This is a genomic window from Bifidobacterium amazonense (genome assembly GCF_018555435.2).
Classification (GTDB): Bacteria; Actinomycetota; Actinomycetes; order Actinomycetales; family Bifidobacteriaceae; genus Bifidobacterium; species Bifidobacterium amazonense.
On record NZ_JAFEJT020000034.1, the window covers coordinates 14998 to 34295 of the forward strand.

Genomic DNA, 19298 nt, shown 5'->3' on the forward strand with positions numbered 1-19298 from the left:
ATAAGGTGGTTCCAACCGGGGCAATGTCTGTCCGCCGCAGCATCGCTTGATGCGGGGTGATGCTGATGGTGCGTTCGGGGTCCGGCGGCCTGCCGTCGGGTTTGCGGGCGTGCTTTTCTTCCAGGGACCCGGGAGGAGGCGGGTTCTGGAGTCCCCGTCTCCTCCCTTTCCCGGAGAGGGGCGCTTCTGTCGTATGTGGGAAAGGATTTCGTATGAGGTTCGGGAAGAAGGGCGCCGGCGCGGTGGCGTCGATCACGGCCGCCGCGGCGTTGCTGGCGTGTCTGGTTCCGGTCGCGTTGGCCGATAACGGTGGCGGCGGTTCCGGCGAGGACGGCGGCGGTTCGGGCGGCGGGCCGACGCAGACGGCCGATGTGCATTGGATCTACAAGGATTCGTGGCCGGCCACGCTGGATGGCATGAAGACGGCGTTGAGTGACGCGAAGGTGCGTTTGTCGTCCGATCTGGCGAATGGACAGAACCAGTTCGTGAACATGAACAAGACTTTGAGCGACGCGATCGATGAGTGCCAGCGTTCCTATACGGGTGACGGGAACGCGGACTGCCGTCTGGTGGCGGTGGGCTACGTGCGTCTGGCGGATGGTTCGTTCAACGGCAGCTATGTGAGCTCGAACGCGAAGAACCGTTGGGAGGCGCAGTGGAAGGCCGAGGCGAAGGGCGACTACACGTATCAGGGCCAGAAGTACTCGACCTCGACCACATGGAAGGACAGGCTCGGCACGCGCAGCGTTGACTCGCTGGCGCAGGAGTCGATCAACTCCAACCCGAACGCCTCGTTCCGCGTGATCGTGTTGGCGCAGAACCAGCCTCCGGTCGATTACAAGCTGAACGTGACCACCAGCCACAAGCAGAAGACCGACATGCAGGTCGGCTCCACCGATCCGATCGGCGATGTCATCCACGCCGACAACGGTGGATCCACGATCAAGGAAACGTTGAACGGCACCGCGATCATCCATTATGAGCACGGCCCATACCTGCCCGCGAAGAGCGTGAGCAAGTCGATCAGCTTCCCGAGCAACGGAGACACCCAGCTCGACAACCTCGCCACGCCGAAGGATTTCGGCATGCAGCATTGGGCCGAGGGCTCGTATTGGATCGATATCCAGGTACCCAAGCAGGGTCGTATGCAGGCAGCCGTGGACACCGCCGACCGCGATCCGGCCGAATCCTGGAAGGTCAGCTCGGTGCCGCCCGAGAACCCGGTCAAGAAGATCGAGGACGGTGTGAGCGCCGACCGGATGACGAACCGCACGACCATCACGTACGGCACCGGCCGCGGCGGTTACGAGATGCGATTCCGCGACGTGATCGACCCCAATGGCGTCGAATACTCCGTTGACAACTGCAGGCTCATCGACAAAACCGACAACGATCGTGACGTTTCAGGCCAGTTCGATATCACCTGGGACAAGGCATCGAACACGGTGTCGGCCGTGCGCTCGGCCGACAAGGGCGAGATGCCCCTGGATCATGTGTTCGAGTTCAGTTTCGACGTGACCGTGTCGAAGCCCTCCGATTTCCAGCAGGTCAAGGACCATGCGTGGGGCAAATGGAATCAGGAGCCCGAGGCCGACGCCGGAGCGAAGCAGTTCGACACATGGCGCCCGAACCCGGACAAGAGCTGGATCCGCCTGAACTCAAAGGGACAGTGGGAGGCGGTCATCGACCCGAAGGAGACCAACCAGACCGGCGCGGACGATATGACGCTTCTGGACGGCGACAAGGTCGCATCGGTGGTCAACGGCACCATCGCCAAGAACCTCATCCAGGTTCCCGAAACCCTGACGCTCACGGATGACTGGTCGGCCGCCGACTATCTGTTCGACGCCGACGACAAGTCGAAGATCAAGGTGTACGAGGCTGATGCCGGCACCGACCGCGAATCCAGCGTCACCGATATCGCCAACCGCGGCAGGGACGTCACCAGTCAGTGGACGATCACAGTGGATGGCACCACGGTGACCGCAACCGCCAACCAGGCCTACCGCGAAGGATTGAAGGGGCTGAAGACCGCGAAGCAGGTCACGCTGCTCATCCCGGGCAAGGCGGCTTACGCCAACGGCAAGGGCGCGGGCCAGGCGCGCGACGACTTCGGCAAGCAGGCAAGCGACGAACTGTCGTTCTGCACCGCACCGGACGGCAAGGCGCTGACGAACAAGGGCTCCCAGACCGTCAACACGCACACCGTCCCCACGAACGAGCCGAAGATCTGCGGCTACATACCGCCCGTCGTCAAGGACGTGGTGGGCGAATCCTCGCAGGGTGGCGATCAGGCGTCCGTGGATGGCAAGGTCGTCTATCCGGGCCAACGCGTGGAATACCGTCTGGAGACCCAACCCCACCTGCCCGGCAACCTCGCGTACTCGGTCAGCGAGGTGGCGGTCACCGACACCTACGACGAACACCTTGAAGTGGACAAGCAGACCTTGGAGGTCACCGACCTGTCCACCGGCAAATTCATCCCGAAGAGCGAATACGAGAGCCAGTGGAACGACAGCCAGCACGCGGTGCGCCTCGTGTTCTCCGACGGGTACGTGAAGGCGAACTGGCGCAGTGGGGCGAACCCGCGCATCATCGTCCGCTTCGAGGGCACCGTCGCCAAGGACGCGCCCGCGGACACCAGGATCGGCAACCAGTGGGCGTTGACCCTGAGCAACATGATCGTCCCGAGCAACAAGGTGTGGAACGAGCCGCCCGACTTCACTCCGGTGAAGAAGGACACCCAGGCCGACCCGTCCATCAGCATCGATGGCAGAACCGCCCTGTTGGGCGACCGGATCTACTATCGCGTGACCATCGACGCCAAGCAGACCAACCAGGCATACAAGGTCTGGAGGCTCGGCATGACCGATGACTGGGACGACGAATACCTCTCCCTCGACGCCAAGCACATCGAGGTCACCGACACCGCGACCGGCAAGGATGTGACCGCGAAGTTCAACATCGCCGCGATCGAAGGCGTCGCCTATGTGTACGCCAAGACCGTGGACACGAAGGTGCCGGCCACCGGCGAGACCATCAAGGGCGACCCCCAACCCAAGAACCTCAAGGAATACGCCGAGAAGACCGATCACGACCCGTTGAAGGAGCCGGCCATCGACCAGGGGCTGCTGGGTACGAGCTACGAGGTGAGTCTGCCGATGACCGTCATCAAGGTCACCGACGGATACACTGTGAAGAACAAGGCCACGCAGGTCGTCAACGACACCCGCAAGGACACCAACGAGGTCGCCAATCCCCTCAAACCCGTCAACCCATCCAAGGATGTGGTCGTGAAGGTGGACGGCGAATCCATCGACAAGCAGAGCGTATACCTCAACAGCCTGTTCCTCTACCGTCTCGACAGCTCGGTGCTGCCTGCGCATCGCGCCTACCAGAAGGTCACCGACTGGAGCATCACCGACCCGCTCGACACCGAGCATGACCAGTACACCGACCAATGGGCCGTGTACGCCATGCGCGACCTGACCGAACAGGGCAAGGTGGTCGCCCGCAAGGGCGCGAAGATCGCCGGCAGCGGCTTCGACGCCAGTGCGTACGGCGGCGAACTGTTCACCCTCACGCAGGATGAGAAGGGCGTGGTCACCGTCACGGCGACCCAGCGCATGCTCGACCTCGTCAGCGGCAACGACGACAGCGAACAGGCATGGACCGCGTTCATCCAGTGCAAGCGCGTCAAGACCGGCGAACACATCGCCAACCGGTTCGACGAAACCATCAACGGCACCAAACGTCCTTCCAACCAGGTCGAGACGCACACGCCCGACATGACCCCGAGCCTGAAGATCGAGAAATGGGACGAGGCCTCCGGCTGGCCGGCCGGCGACCGCGACCAGGTCAAGGACGCGCTGGCCATGCAGGGCGACACGCGCATCGTGTTCACCATCACCAACACCAGCACCACCGACCCCGACACCAAGCAGGGCGCATGGTACCGAACCAAGGACCTGAACCTCAAGGACCAGCTGGTCGCCGGCGACGGCCGGGTGACCGATCTCGAATACCCCGCCGATTGGGACAGCCGCATCCTCAAGCCCGGCGAGAGCGTCGAGGTCAAGGGCGTCCTCAAGGGCGTGACCGGCCATCACACCGACCGCGCCACGGTCACCGGCACGCCGTTGGTTGAATGCGTCGTCTCCGACCCGGATCCGTTCGACGGCAAGGACGAGACGTCCGCGCCTGATGATGCGGTCACGATCGACGGCAGGCTCGTCTGCCCCGACACCGAAGTGGTCAGCAACACCGACGACTGGAACGGCTACCGGACCGGGCTCGCCCATACCGGCGCCGCCGTCCAGGGCGTGATCGCGGCGGCGATCACCCTGCTCGCCGTCGGCGCGGGACTGGTCGCCGCCCGCAGGTTCAGGCGCGGGAACAACGCCGCCGGCCGCCACTCCGGCACGATGCAACCCGTCGATGCCGAGGATGCCGACGCGGATGCCGTCGAAACCGTGGATTCGGTTCCCGGCGGGCAATCCGTGGTCTGACCGAAGCGGCGGGGACCGTTCTCCGCCGCGATGATTCTTCCGGTCGGACGGCAATCCGGCCGGAACCCCGCCGGTTCTCTTCCTTCTTCTCTCCCCGGCGGGCATGGCAACGGCCCGACGCCAACGGTTCAAACCGTTCGCGTCGGGCCGTTCCCTTGCTACTTTTGGCTGCTTACTGTTCGTCGGTGTTCTCGGAGGCGAGTCGTTCTTCGAGTTGTTCGACGATGTGGTCGTGCATGTTCTCGTCGATCTTGACGGTCAGGAGGAAGACGACGAGGCTGGCGACGATGCCGGCGAGCGGCAGGTAGTAGGCGCAGGTCTTGAACGTGCGGATGTTCGCGGCGGTCATGTCGGCGGCGGTGGCGTTGCCGACCATGCCGGCGGCGACGGCCACGAAGCCCACGATGCCGTTGGACAGGGCACCAGCGATCTTGTCGAGCATCGGGCGCACGGAGAGGGTGACGGCCTCGTTGCGCTTGCCGGTCTTGAGCTGGCCGTATTCGATGGAGTCGGTCATGCTCAGGATGGCGGTCATCTGGATGGTCTGCGCGGGCAGGTAGAAGAGGACGAGCGCGACGATGACGACGGGCAGGTTCATGGGCGCGATGATGAACAGCGTATAGCCGGCGATCATGAACGCCATGCCGGCGGTGTACAGCCAGCGGCGCGGGATGCGCCGGTTGAGCACCGGGTAGAGGGGCGTGGTGACCAGTCCGGTGATGACCGGGATGACGCCGGCGATGGAGAAGCTGTCCGGGGCGCCGAGCACGTATTTGAACTGGTAGAAGAGCACGCCGGTGGTGGCGACGTTGGCCACGGAGTACAGCAGGTAGCTCAAGGCGACCCACAGGAGCTGGTCGTTCTGGGCGATTGCCTTGAACGCCTCGATGGGGTTGCCGTTGGCCTCGGCCTTGGCGCGCAGCTCGCCCTGGTTCTCGCGGGTGCCGAACGCGACGCTCCACGCGGTGAGCAAACCGAGCACGGCGATGATGATGGCGAACGCGGCCCAGCCGGTGCGGCCCTGCTCCCATTGGCCGGTGAACTTCCAGGTGAACCAGCTGACGACGGGCACGACGATGACGGTGACGCCGTTGTATCCGATGGATCCGGTGAACGCGCCGAGAGCGGTGTACGTGCTGCGCTCGTGCGAGTCGGAGGAGATCGCGGGGATCATGCCCCAGTAGGAGATGTCGCGCAGCGAGTAGATCACGTCCAGCAGGATGAACACGATGACGAACAGGACCATGAACACGCCGGTGTTCACGTCCACGAGCCCGAACAGGCCGGTGAACACCATGATCAGCAGGATGCCGGGCACGAGGCCTCCGATGAACTGCCAGGGACGGAACCGGCCCCAGCGGGTGTTCGTGTTGTCCACGAGGTTGCCGAGCAGCGGGTCGAGGAAGATCTCCGCGATACGGATGACCACCACGAGTCCGGTGATCACCGCGATGAGGCGCGCGGCCAGCGTCTTGTCCACGTCGATGAACAGCGCGGTGGTCACGAACGTGATGAAGAACGTGCTCATCGTGTTGTAGAACGCGGCCTGGCCCAGGTTGCCGAACGCGTATGCGATCTTCTGCCCCATGTTCCTGGTGGGCATGGGCTGCGGCTGTCCGGGCGTCGCCGTGCGCTGTGTGGTGGATCCGCTCATGGTGTGGTGGCCTCCTTGCGACCTGTAAAGAATCCGTGCGCGGGAACAGCTCCGATCCCGCAAGACGCGAGTATAGGACTTTCTTGAAAAAGTAAAAAACTTTACCGCGTGTCGCAAGCAATGCCAACGATTCATGTTCGCCAATCCAACACACCGCGCGGGCGCTGGTGATGGTCGGAGACCGGATTATCGTTGATGAGTAAAGGCTTTCCGCTGTTCCTGCGGTCGCAGTCGGGACAAGCGCAAGAAGTTGCGTAAATTAGTAAATATCTTTATCATCGTTGTGCAAGGAGTCACATTCGAAGGCTCCCGAACTGCGGCGGCAACGACGCGACGCAATCCGATGCGAAAGCGAGGACATCATGAACACAACCGACGATCAGCGGAAGAACGGCGATCCGATCGTCTCCCCGTCCATGCCGACGACGGCATGGCTCGCCGACCCGCGCGTGTACGCGGTCCACCGGCTCGACGCCCATTCCGACCATGCATGCTGGTCGCACGCCCCCTCCGTCGGCGAGGGCACCAATCTCACGCAGAGCCTCGACGGCGAATGGCGGGTCCGAGTCGAGACGGCGCCGGCGAACAGCTTCCCCGACGGGACGAGCGACGGGCCGGATTGGATCAGCGACGTGTCGCCTCTGTTCGCCGCACCGGGCTTCGACGACTCGTCGTTCTCCCGGGTGCAGGTGCCCTCGCATCTGGAGACCGCGGGGCTGCTCGACCCGCAGTACGTGAACGTGCAGTACCCGTGGGACGGCCACGAGGACCCGAAGGCCCCGGCCATCCCCGAGCATGGCCATGTGGCGGTCTACCGACGCGAGTTCGCCGCGGAGGGCGCGGTTGCCCAGGCCATCCGCGAGGGCCGCACGGTGACGCTCACCTTCCAGGGCGCTGCCACCGCCATCTACGTGTGGCTCAACGGCGCGTTCGTCGGATACGCCGAGGACTCCTTCACGCCCAGCGAGTTCGACGTGACGGACGTCGTCAGGAAGGACGGCAACGTGCTGGCGGTCGCCTGCTACGAGTATTCGAGCGCGAGCTGGCTGGAGGACCAGGACTTCTGGCGTCTGCACGGCCTGTTCCGCTCCGTCGAGCTCAATGCGAGGCCCGCCGCCCATGTCTCCGACATCCACGCCGGGGCCGATTGGGAGCCCGCCACGTCGATCGGATCGCTTTCGCTGGACGTACTGATCGACGGCGCCGCGAACGCCGCGACGGCCGACCTCGCACTGCGGGACAAGAACGGCGCCGTCGTCTGGCGCACCGCCACGGAAGCGGCCGGAACGCTGCACGCCGAGGCCGAGATCGACGACGCGGCCCCCTGGAGCGCCGAACGCCCCGACCTGTACGAGCTGTCCGTCACCCTGCTCGACGCGGACGGCAAGGTCCTGGAGACCGCGCGCACCCGCATCGGCTTCCGGCATGTGGCCATCGAGGACGGCATCCTCAAGCTCAACGGCAAACGTCTCGTGTTCCGCGGCGTCAACCGCCACGAGTTCGACTGCCGGCGCGGCCGTGCCGTCACCGAAGAGGACATGCTGTGGGACATCCGCTTCATGAAGCGCCACAACATCAACGCGGTGCGCACCTCGCACTACCCGAACCAGTCCCGCTGGTACGAGCTGTGCGACGAATACGGCATCTACCTGATCGACGAGACCAACCTGGAGACCCACGGCAGCTGGAACAGCCCCGGCGACATCCCCGTGGGCACCTCCGTCCCCGGCGACGACGAGGCCTGGCTGGGCGCGTGCATCGACCGGCTGGACAGCATGATCCTGCGCGACCGCAACCATCCCAGCGTGCTCGTCTGGTCGCTGGGCAACGAATCCTACGCGGGCGAAGTCCTCAAGGCCATGAGCGCGCACGCGCACCGGCTCGACCCGTCCCGCCCCGTCCACTACGAAGGCGTCAACTGGAACCACGCCTACGACGGGATCAGCGACTTCGAAAGCCGCATGTACGCCAAGCCCGACGAAATCCGCAACTGGCTCGAACACGGCGACGAACGGGGCGAGGCGAACAAGCCGTTCGTCAGCTGCGAGTACATGCACGCCATGGGCAACTCGTGCGGCGGTCTGAGCGAGTTCATCGACCTCGAACAGTACGAGCGCTACTCCGGCGGGTTCATCTGGGACTACATCGACCAGGGACTCGTCCAGCGCCTGCCCGACGGGCGCGAACGCCTCAGCGTCGGCGGCGACTGGGCCGACCGGCCGACCGACTACGAATTCGTGGGCAACGGCATCGTGTTCGCCGACCGCACGCCCAGCCCCAAGGCGCAAGAGGTCAAGCAGCTGTACTCACCGGTCAAGCTCACCCCCGACGGACACGGCGTGACCATCGAGAACCGCAACCTGTTCGCCGGCACCGACGGCTACGTGTTCGCCGCACGGCTCCTCGAAGACGGACATGAGATCTGGCACGCCGACTACCGGTTCGACGTGGACGCCGGAGACACCCAGCGCCACGACATCGCCTTCCCCGACATCGACACGGACGGGAATACGCGCGAGGTCACCTACGAGGTCGATCTCCTGACTGCGGAAGCCACCGCATGGGCGCCGGCCGGCTACGAGCTCGCGTTCGGCCAACTCACCGGCACACTCAACCCCGAACGGGACATCACCGAGACCGATCATGACGACGACGGCCGCGCGACGGTCACGCTCGGCCGATGGAACGCGGGCATTCGCCGCGACGACGAGGAAATCCTCCTGTCGCGCACCCAGGGAGGCATCGTCTCCTGGAAGCGGGACGGCCGGGAAATGGTCATCCGACGCCCCGAACTCGTCACCTTCCGCCCGCTGACCGACAACGACCGGGGCAACCGTTCCGGATTCGACCGCGCCGCATGGTTCGCGGCCGGTCGCTACGCCGTCGTGACCGATACGAGCATCGCGCAATCCGACGACGGAGGGCTCACCGCCAAATACCGGTACGAGCTCGCCGACCCGGACCACACGCCCGTGACGGTCTCCTACCGCATCACCGCCGACATGCGCATGCGACTGACCGTCGAATACCCCGGCGGAGCCACCGGTGCGGCCAGCCTGCCCGCGTTCGGCGTCGAATGGGAACTGCCCGGCGAATACGAGCGTCTGCGCTACTACGGCCCCGGCCCCGAGGAGACCTACCGCGACCGCAAGCAGGGCGGCAAGCTCGGCATCTGGAACGCCACCGCGAAGACGAGCATGGCACCGTATCTCATGGTGCAGGAAACCGGCAGCCACGAGGACGTCCGCTGGCTCGAAGCCACCGACATCCAAGGCCACGGATTGCGCGTCACCCAACGCGGCGACCGTCACTTCACGGCCAGCCTGCTGCCCTGGAGTACCTACATGATCGAAGCCGCGCGCCGCCATGAGGACCTGCCCGAGCCGCGCCACAACTACCTGCGCCTGCTCGCAGCCCAGATGGGAGTCGGCGGAGACGACTCCTGGGGAGCCCCCGTCCACACGGCCTACCAGCTGTCCGCCGGCAGGCCGCTCACCCTCGACGTGGACCTCGAACTCATCTGACCGGCAACGGGCGGCGGCATGCACCACCATGCCGCCGCCCGTACACGTATATATACATTTCCCAAACACACTCCACAGGAAAAGAGGCAATCAATCATGGCTGAAGTGATTATCGTCAGGAACGAGGAGGAGGCCGGCGAGATCTACGGCCGCTGCGTGGCGGACCTCATCAAGGCCAAGCCGGACGCGGTGCTGGGACTCGCGACCGGTTCGAGCCCGCTGGCCGCCTACCGGGCCCTCGCCAAGATCGTGCACGAGGAGCACATCGACGTCTCCCAGGTGCGTGGCTTCGCGCTGGACGAGTACTTGGGCCTGCCGCTCGACCATCCGGAGTCCTACCACTCCACCATCCACCGCACGGTCGTCGAGCCCCTCGGCCTCGACCCGGAGAAGGTCCATGTGCCCGGCGACGTGCTGAACGGCACTCCGCTGGAGGACGGCGACAAGATCGCCGCCGCCGGACCGGCCTACGACGCGGCCATCGAGGCCGCGGGCGGCATCGACGTGCAGATCCTCGGCATCGGCACCGACGGCCACATCGGCTTCAACGAGCCCGGCTCCTCCCTCGCGTCCGGCACGCGCGTCAAGACCCTGGCCGAGCAGACCCGCATCGACAACGCGCGCTTCTTCGACAACGACATCAACCAAGTGCCGACCCACTGCATCACGCAGGGCATCGGCACGGTCCTGAAAGCCCGTCACCTCGTGCTGCTCGCGTTCGGCGCGGGCAAGGCCGAGGCCATCGAGGAGACCGTCGAAGGCGGCGTCTCCGCGTTCTGCCCGGCCTCCGCGCTGCAGCTGCACCCGCACGCCACGATCATCATCGACGAGGAGGCCGCGTCGCGTCTGCGTCACAAGGACTACTACCGCTACGCCTTCGCCCACAAGCCCGCCTGGCAGGGCATCTGATCGGCAGACGAACGATTCGGGCTCCTTCTTGCTTCGCCAAGAGGGAGCCCGAACCCATATGCAGGAAGGAAATCATGACGCAGGACAGAGATGAGATCGTCGCCCGCGTGACGGCGGCGTTGGAAGGCGAGGCCAAGCCGGTCGCGATCCGCGGGGCACGCAAGGTAGACGCCTGCGGCGAACAATCGGGCTATTGGGTGGTCTCGGACGCACGTGGCGTGATTGTGGCCACAGGCTCCGCCGCCGCGGACGGTACCGGCGAGGAGGCGTTCGAGCACGCCTGCCGCACGGTCGGCATCGACCCGGCCGTTCCAGCTGACTCCAACGACGCGGTCATCGACGCGGCCGGCCGCATCCTGACCCCCGGCTACGTGGACATCCACGCCCACGGCGCCTGGGAGAAGAGCTTCGACGACGGCCCCGACGGCATCGACGTGGCCCGAGCCGGCCACGCGGTCCACGGCACCACCCGCCAGGTGCTCTCGCTCATCACCAACCCGATGGACGTGATCTGCCGCAACATCCGCACCGTGCACGAGAAGATGGCCACCCGCCCCGACATCCTCGGCTGCCACCTCGAAGGCCCGTTCCTCGCCCTCAAGCGCAAGGGCGCGCACGACCCGAACTGCCTCAAGGACCCGGTGCCCGAACTCGTGGACCGCATGCTTGACGCCTCGGGCGCCGACCCCGCCGCCGGGCGTCTCGGCTGCATCCGCCAAATCACCATCGCCCCCGAGCTCGAGCACGGCATCGGCGCCATCCGCCAGTTCGCGGCCGCCGGCGTGGTGCCCGCGGTCGGTCACTGCGACGCCGACTACGAGACCGCCCAGGCCGGCTTCAACGCGGGCGCCGGCATCATGACCCACATGTTCAACGCGATGAACGGCCTGCACCATCGCGAACCCGGCCCCATCCCGGCCGCCGTGGAGGACCCGCGCGTCACCATCGAGCTGATTAATGACGGCTTCCACGTCCAGAACCCGATGGTCAAACTCGGCTTCGGACTGGCGCCCCACCGCATCGCGTTCGTCACCGACGCGATGGCCGCCACCGACTGCCCCGACGGCGCGTACAAGCTCGGCGAACTCGACGTGAACGTCATCGACGGCCACGCTCGCCTCGTGTCCAACGGCGCCATCGCCGGCTCCACGCTCACCCTGGAGGTCGCGGTCCAGCGCGCGGTCAACGAACTCGGCTTCAGCCCCGTCGCCGCCGTCGAGGCCGCCACCCTCACCCCGGCACGCGCCTTCGGATTCGACAGGCCCAACCCCGTCACCGGCACGCCGCTCGGCCTCATCGCCCCCGGATACGCCGCCGACCTCAACCTCCTCGACCCCACCGACTGGACCGCCCAACACGTCTGGTGCGCCGGCCGCCAGCTGAAGTAAACTCCTTCCAGCAAAATCGACACCGGTGCCGCCCGTCTTCGAGACGACGTCTTACGCCCGAGGAACGAAGCTTGCGCGCGGCACCAGCTCGGTCGTCAGCAGGATGTGACGCCGCACCCGCCGCTCATGCTTCAACCCATCAATCAAGGTGAAGAACGCCATACGGGCCAACTCCCTTTGATCGATCGCATACGAACTCAGCGACGGAGACGTGTACCGGGCGATCGACTGGTTGTTCACACTCACCACAGCCAACTCGTCGGGAACCGCCACACGCAGCGCATTCAACGCCTGCAACGCCCCCACCGCGAGCACGTCGGCGGCCACGATCAGGCCATCGGGCATGCTGCCGGCCTCACGATGGTCAGCCACCAATTGCTCCGCGAGACGGTAGCCGTTCTCCACGGTGAACGTGCCGGACGAATACACCAATCCGTCCGTTTCCAATCCCAGATGCGCGGCCCACTGGCGGAACGACAGTTCACGGATGTCCTCGGGATAGTCATGCATGCCCATGATGCTGCCCACGCCGCCGAGAAACGCAATACGCCTGCGGCCCGCCGCGATCATCTCGTCCAGGGCATCCAGCATCGTCTGCGACAGATCGGGACGTACGGAGTCGAACAGGTGCGGCGCCGGATTCGTGTCGATGCACACGCCATGCGGAAGCACCGCATGCAGGGCGCGCAGGTCCGCTTCGGGAAACACCGTGGCTCCCACGGTGATGAACCCATCGAACTCCGTTGCACGTTCCGTCAACTCGTGTATGGATCGGATGAACGTGGGCTGGTCCAATTCCATCGACTCCGCACACTCCGCAAGAACCTTCCGCAGATCGGCGAAGTACGCATCCTGCAATTCCTCCCCGGACGGAGGCGCATCCAACACCGCGATCGCGGGACGGAACACGTTGCGGTATCCCATCTCCTCGCACACGCGCAGCACGCGCCGACGCGTCTCCTCCTTGATGGAGAACGACGGGTCATTCAGCAAGCGCGACACCGTGCTCTGCGACACCCCGGCCCGTTCCGCGACTTCCTTGAGCGTGGCCATGACATCCTCCCCGCAAACTTTAGTAAAGGGTTTTACTACAGCATAACCCGAGATTTGAAAAGCCTCAGCATCTCCAGTGCACGAAGTTGCATACAGATGGTAGGCTGCGTATGTCCCGGCTAAAGGGGCAGTGCATAGGACGGCGGGTATATCTCAGCTGACATACCCGCCATTCTGAAGATTCTTCCGATGCGGATTCCCTTTCCGATTTTGCAGATCTACAAATATGTAATGGCAAGTACATATGTAAGCGCTTCAGTGCCGCTGCATATATGCCGACTCGGCCAACTACGCACTCAGGTCTTATTCCGCTGAGTGTGACGTTATGAATCGAAGAGGCAATTTTTTCGCTTATCTCCTTCCCCTTCTTCCACCACCCAAGCTGGGAAACAGGCTTTCTATACCTATATATAGGGGCAATGAGGTTTCTCTGTCCGCCGCTATCCTGCCGGTTTTCCCTGACGATGGGTGTCAACGGAGGCCGTTGCCTGTCGGGCTCCTTGATCGTCGTCAGAGGAGGCCGTCGTGGATTTGTTGAATCAGGTGCTTCAGTTGTTCGTCAGGTTCGCCACCATCGGCGGCGGCTTGTGGCTGGTGTGGGGCGCCGTCACCTTCGGCGGCGGCCTGAAGGATCATAATGGGCCGCAGACGCAGTCTGGACTGTGGCAGATCGTGGGCGGAGGCATGATCATCGCGGCCGCGCAGATTTTCAACGCGGTGGCTCTAGGCTGAGCTGATTCGGGGCCTGCCGTGGAGGACTTCATCGTAGCCATGCTCAACATGATCGGCGGCGGAGGTGCCGGTTCGATCACGGCCGGGCTGTTGTCCCAGACGCCGGAGACATGGAATCCCGCTCTTTACCAGTTGGCGGTGAACGTGCATGGAGTCGCCGTCAAGCCTCTGACGTCGGTGGTGCTCGCGGTCATGTTCACGTTGGAGCTGGCGCGCAACTCGACGCGCATCGAAGCGGACCGCGATCTGGGCGTGAAGATCGTGGCCGGCACCATGTTCAAGATCGCGCTGGTGTTCATCGCCGTGCAGAACGCCGGTTTGTTCATTCGGATGTTCAATCAGGTCACGCAGTTCCTCATGCAGGGCGTGTCCTCGCAGATGTCGTATGAGGCGACGGGCGACGGCGGTCAGTTGGGTGATCTGATGCGTGACCAGATTCGCGATGCCGGGGTGATGGGGCAGGCGGCGTTGTTCTTTCTGCTGGTGATTCCGTGGCTGTTGTCCCAGTTGGCGTCGGTGGTGTTCACGGTGGTGCTGTATGTGCGGTTCATCGAGTTGTATGCGTTGACGGCGTTTCAGTCGTTGCCGTTCGCGTTTCTGGTGCATGAGGACACCAAGCCGATCGGCGTGGGTTTCTTCAAGTCGTATGCTCGCACGTCGGTGAATGCGGTGTGCGTGTTCATATGTCTGGTGTTCTATCAGCGGATCGTGGTCGATGCCGTGAAGATCCCGGATTCCGCGGACGAGGGCATGGTGGCGTGGGTGACGGGCAACTTCGGCAATCTCATGATGGCGGGCATCCTGCTGTTTTTTGTGATCGCGGTGAGTCAGCGTGTCAGTCGGGCCATAGCCGGCGGCGAGTAGCCGCCTACCACAACCGGGGCCAATCAGGGAAAGGATTCATTCATGTTGCAGATGCGCGTATATAAGGAGATCGCCAATGTTGAGGCGAAGGTGATGTGGGGGCTGAGCTGGCGCCAACTGGCGGCCGCCGCGTGCATGCTCGTTCTGGGCGGATGTGAGGCGGCGTTGTTCTGGTCGTTGGGACTGTCCGATCTGGGGTCGTATCTGCTGTTTGCGGTTTGCCTGCCGTTCGCGCTGTGGGGTTGGTGGCGTCCGAAGGGGCTGAAGCCGGAACGGTATCTGGGATACATGCTGCGCCAGCGTTTCGGGCCGAAGGTCTATTTGCTTGAATCCTATGTTCCCGCGAGGTTTCCCGGCAAACCGTCGTTGAGGGAGAAGACCCGTAGACGAATCAAGGGAAGGAAGGCACGTCGTCATGTCTGACATCAGTGGCAGCAAGGCGGTCAAAGGCAACGGTAAGCGACATGGAAAGGCCGGGAACAGGCGGTCCGGGAATCGTCGCATGCCTCGTTCGTCGAAGGAGCTGCTTGGCTATGATTCGATGCTGTCCAATGGCATCGTGTTCCTCGGCGGCGACCGGTGGAGCGTGTCGCTGCGGATCAGCGACATCAATTATCAGGTCGCGACCCAGGATCAGCAGCTGGATGTCGTGGACCGGTGGGGGCGTTTCCTGAATTCGATCGGTGAGAACATGGGAGTCCAGATCACGGTCGCCACGCGCATGCTGGATCCCGAGGAGGTGACGCGCAGTATCGCCATGCCGCTTCGGAGCGATGCGTTGGATGGACTGCGCGGGGACTTCAACCGCAATGTGCGTCGGCGTCTCGCCGGCCGTTCGCAGGGCGCGGTGACGGACAAGTATCTGACGTTGACGTTGCGTGAGCGGGACGGGGAGCGTGCGGTCACGCTGCTGAACCGTGCCGCGTTGCGTGCCACGGCGCAGCTGCGGTCGGTGGGCGGCTGCGTCGGTGTCCGCTTGGATCGGCAGTCGCGTCTGGCGGTGCTGCACGGGATGCTGCGGCACGGTGTCCGGTTCTCGTTCACCGAGGATGGTTTCCTGAAATCGCATGGCATGTCCACGAAGGATTATGTGGCCCCGTTCGCCGTGGACGTGTCGGATCGCCGTCGGCTCCGGTTGAGCTCGGGCACCACGGAAGTATGGCATCAGTGTCTTTTGGTGCGTGATTTCCCGGATTATCTGAGCGATCAGCTGGTGTCGTCCATCACGGACATCAAGGCGGACATCACGGTCGGCATCCATCTGTCCCCGCGGGGTAAGGCCGAGGGGTTGAAGCTCGTGAACCGGACGATCGCCGAAATGGATATGCAGGCCATCGACGAGCGGCGCAAGAACCGCAAACAGCATCTACCCGAGGACATGCTGCCTCATGAGCTGCAGGAATCCATGACTCAGGCGGGTGAGCTGCGTGATGATCTGGAGCATAACGGCGACCGTCTGGTGGATTCCCTGATGATTGTGGACGTGTCTGCGGACAGCCGCGAGCAACTGGATCAGACGGTTCGTGACGTGACAGCTGCGATCGATGGGCAGTCCTGTGTGGCCGAGACCTTGGCCTACATGCAGGTGGAAGGACTGAACGCCGTGCTGCCGTTGGGTAATTCTTTGCCGCCGATGCGTCGCACGTTGACCACATCGAGCGCGGCGATTCTGGTGCCGTTCACGTCGCAGGAACTGTTCGAGCCGGGCGGGGTGTTCCATGGGGCGAACGCCCGCACCGGCAATCCCGTGGTCATCGACCGTACGAAAGGCATGAACGGCAACGGATTCGTTTTGGGTACGACCGGTTCGGGCAAGAGCCAGGCGGCGAAGAACGAGATAACCCAGATCTATCTGACCCGTCCGGACGATGATCTGATCGTCATCGACCCGGAACGTGAGTTCACGCCGTTGTGCACCGGTCTTGGCGGCGAGCGAGTCGAGATCGGGGAATCGTCTCGCGCGCATATCAACGCTTTGGATATCGAGTATGAGGATGATTCCGAGGGTGATCCGATCCGGTCGAAATGTGCGAGCGTGCTGAACATGCTCGGCGTGCTGATCGGCGGACAGGACGGCATCGACCGCATGCAGCGCAGTCTGATCGACCGTACGGTCATCGGCATGTATCGCGAGGTGCGGGAGCATCCAGAACTGGGCATGCCCACGCTCGTCACCCTGCATGACCGTCTCGCGGCTTTGAATGAGCCAGGTGCCCGTGATGCGGCACGAGCATTGGAGATCTACGCGACCGGCAGTCTGAACGCCTTCGCCCATGCCACCGATGTGAATACGTCCAGCCGGTTCCTGGTCTATGACGTTTCCGGTCTGGGAGCGGAGTTGCGCACATTCGGTATGCTCGTCGTTCTGGATCAGATTTGGAACCGGGTCGTCAGGAATCGCCGTCTCGGCCGGCGCACCTGGCTGTGGGTGGACGAGTTCCATCTGCTGTTCTCGAACCGGTATGCGGCCGAATACTTCCTGCGCCTGTACAAGCGCGCCCGTAAATGGGGTTTGTGCCCCACCGGCATTACGCAGAACATCGAGGAGCTGCTGGCCAACCAGGATGCGCGTCTGATGCTCGCGAACAGCGACTTCCTGTTGCTGCTGAACCAGACCGCCACGGATGCCGACGCCTTGTGCGAGCTGCTGAAGCTGTCCGATGAGCAGCGGGCGTTCTTCACCGGGGTGCAGCCCGGTCAGGGCATGGCCAAGAGCGGCACTGCGTTCATACCGTTCGATGGGCGTATCGATGCCGATAGTCTGCTTTACCGGTTGTATACCACGAAATTCGAGGATCGGAAGCCCGAATGAGACCCGTCACCTCCGACTCATTCCACGCCACGCGCAATCTCGTTCGGCCGAACGGCATGATTCATGGTTTGAAAGTCCGTCATGTTAATGGACTCTTCCATGGCCCAGTGTTGGCCGGGCTGAAACAGCCACGAACCACCATCAGGAACAATCAATCCGAAGTATCGCGCCCGACCGGCATAACAACCGTCAGCGTTTTGGAACGTGGTGTGAAGGCGACACGGTCCGTGCTTGAATCGCAATCGGCACAGACGGATACCAGAGAGGACGACGACTTGTTGTCACCAATGGTTCCCGCAAGTCGGATACGCGACGGCGTGACCGGCATTATTCGCACAAGACATGCCGCAAGAGGTTCAACGGCACGTGCCGTGGCAGGAAGAACGGCTTCGGCTCGCGCCAAACGTGCGAGACATTCCGGCAAGACCGTACGATCGGGTGTCCAGGGGGCCAAATCCGCTGCCAGAGCTTCGACGCAGGTTGCACGACAGGTCACACAGGCGGTTTCTCGGACTATGACGGCGGTGAAGGCCGGTGTCGCGGCATCGGCATCAGCTGCGGTCAGCATTCCATTTCTATTGGGCACGGCGGCGGTGCTGATGGTCTTCAGCCTGCTGCTGTGGTTCATACCCACCGTTGCCGTCGGAGATGACGGAGGTTGCGAGGCCAGTGTGATCGAGGTCCCGGACGAGGCGAAGCCATGGGTAAGCGAGGCGGCCCGATCGAGCGGATTGAGCGCGGATTTCATCGCGGCGATCATGAAGCAGGAATCCGGTTTCCGACCGGATGCGTATGCCGACGACAGCAACGGCGGAACATGGGGATTGCTGCAGATGAACAGGAGCGTATGGCGCGGCGTGCATCCCGAAGGTGCCGATCAGACACCACCTGAAGGCATCACCGAGCCCATGGTCCACGCCCATTACGGCGGCATGTATCTGAAAAACCGCTTGGAAGGCGTCAAACAGCTCAAGGCCAAGCACCCGGGCATGCCGTTCGCCGAACTTGACGACCTGACGGCTTTGGTCATCGCCCATAACGCGGGCGAAGGCAACCTCATGAGGTACCCGGATATTCCCAACATCACCAAACGGTATCTCGACAACGTGAAGCCGGCGATTGATGCGGGAGGCGGCTGTTCGGCCACGGCAGGACGAACCATCGGCAAGCTCACGCCACCGTTGGTCATGCAGTCTGGCACGCTGAACGTGGATGTGGCGGCGACCGGCACGCCCGTGGGCAAGATCACCACCTATGAGACCGGCCAATGCACATGGTGGGCGGCCGCTCGCCGATTGCAGATCGGCAAACCGGTGGACGGATACATGGGCGACGGCTGGATGTGGGCGTCAAGCGCCAGAAAATTCGGATATCCAACGGGCGGCGGCATACAGCTCGGTGACGTGGCAAGCTTCGCCAAAGGCTATCTCGGCGCAAGCGCCGATTATGGACACGTCGCCATCGTCGAGGAAATCAAGGACGACGGAAGCATTGTTGTCAGCGAATCCGGCGGCGGCCTCCCATACGCATGGCTCAGGACCCTTACCAAAGAGCAGGCCAACAATCCCAGCATCACTTACATCCACTAATCCTGAGGGAAAGAAGGAATCATGCGTCGCATCAATTCCAAACTTGATTCGTACGAGCTTGCCGATTTGATGAGTGATTCTGACAACTGGGATCTTCTTGCGCAAATCCACGATCATCCCAGTACATGGCCGGAACTCTGATATGACCTGGTTTTTGTTCCGTGTTTTATCTCATTGATGGGAGACTAGGAACATGACCGGAAAGACTCGTTATACGAAGGAGTTCCAGGCGAGGGCGCTCAGGCTTCTGGAGGAGGCGCGTGCG

The 19298-nt window shown here is 63.4% G+C and carries 11 protein-coding genes; 9 read left to right on the plus strand and 2 right to left on the minus strand.

The annotated features are described in order from the left end of the window. Nucleotides 1-212 precede the first annotated feature (212 nt). Entirely contained in the window at nucleotides 213-4508 is a 4296-nt protein-coding gene (locus tag JS533_RS08610; protein ID WP_241514024.1) for an LPXTG cell wall anchor domain-containing protein, read from the plus strand. Nucleotides 4509-4680: 172 nt separating this feature from the next. Here JS533_RS08610 and JS533_RS08615 read toward each other — a convergent pair whose 3' ends face one another. Then, nucleotides 4681-6162, minus strand: coding sequence for a glycoside-pentoside-hexuronide (GPH):cation symporter (locus JS533_RS08615; protein ID WP_033495375.1), 1482 nt, complete (start codon nucleotides 6160-6162; stop codon nucleotides 4681-4683). 362 nt (nucleotides 6163-6524) lie between these two features. Here JS533_RS08615 and lacZ point away from each other — a divergent pair, with 362 nt between their 5' ends. The 3 genes from lacZ (at nucleotide 6525) to nagA (ending at nucleotide 11983) form a co-directional block, all read left to right on the plus strand. After that, nucleotides 6525-9686, plus strand: coding sequence for a beta-galactosidase, LacZ type (lacZ, locus tag JS533_RS08620; RefSeq protein WP_033495377.1), 3162 nt, complete (start codon nucleotides 6525-6527; stop codon nucleotides 9684-9686). A gap of 96 nt (nucleotides 9687-9782) precedes the next feature. Continuing rightward, nucleotides 9783-10595: a glucosamine-6-phosphate deaminase gene (nagB, locus tag JS533_RS08625; protein WP_033495379.1), complete on the plus strand. Its 813-nt coding sequence runs from the start codon at nucleotides 9783-9785 to the stop codon at nucleotides 10593-10595. Between the two features lie 74 nt (nucleotides 10596-10669). After that, nucleotides 10670-11983 (plus strand): N-acetylglucosamine-6-phosphate deacetylase, encoded by a 1314-nt coding sequence (nagA, locus tag JS533_RS08630; protein WP_033495381.1) that lies wholly within the window; start codon nucleotides 10670-10672, stop codon nucleotides 11981-11983. A 51-nt stretch (nucleotides 11984-12034) separates the two neighbouring features. On the opposite strand, the gene JS533_RS08635 is transcribed toward nagA, so the two are convergent. Then, complete coding sequence (locus JS533_RS08635; protein WP_033495383.1) at nucleotides 12035-13036, minus strand: LacI family DNA-binding transcriptional regulator; 1002 nt, start codon at nucleotides 13034-13036, stop codon at nucleotides 12035-12037. 525 nt (nucleotides 13037-13561) lie between these two features. Between JS533_RS08635 and JS533_RS08640 the strand changes: the two genes are divergently transcribed. The 5 genes from JS533_RS08640 (at nucleotide 13562) to JS533_RS08660 (ending at nucleotide 19033) form a co-directional block, all read left to right on the plus strand. Next, nucleotides 13562-13768: a hypothetical protein gene (locus JS533_RS08640; protein ID WP_025263185.1), complete on the plus strand. Its 207-nt coding sequence runs from the start codon at nucleotides 13562-13564 to the stop codon at nucleotides 13766-13768. Nucleotides 13769-13786: 18 nt separating this feature from the next. Next, complete coding sequence (locus JS533_RS08645; protein ID WP_033495386.1) at nucleotides 13787-14632, plus strand: VirB6/TrbL-like conjugal transfer protein, CD1112 family; 846 nt, start codon at nucleotides 13787-13789, stop codon at nucleotides 14630-14632. 42 nt (nucleotides 14633-14674) lie between these two features. Then, nucleotides 14675-15055, plus strand: a complete 381-nt coding sequence (locus tag JS533_RS08650; protein WP_033495388.1) for a PrgI family protein — start codon at nucleotides 14675-14677, stop codon at nucleotides 15053-15055. Continuing rightward, the gene (locus tag JS533_RS08655; protein ID WP_241514025.1) at nucleotides 15048-17444 is read left to right on the plus strand and encodes a VirB4-like conjugal transfer ATPase, CD1110 family; all 2397 of its coding nucleotides are present in this window, start codon (nucleotides 15048-15050) and stop codon (nucleotides 17442-17444) included. Before JS533_RS08650 ends, JS533_RS08655 begins: the two co-directional genes overlap by 8 nt. A gap of 515 nt (nucleotides 17445-17959) precedes the next feature. After that, the gene (locus tag JS533_RS08660; protein WP_236023787.1) at nucleotides 17960-19033 is read left to right on the plus strand and encodes a CHAP domain-containing protein; all 1074 of its coding nucleotides are present in this window, start codon (nucleotides 17960-17962) and stop codon (nucleotides 19031-19033) included. Nucleotides 19034-19298 lie beyond the last annotated feature (265 nt).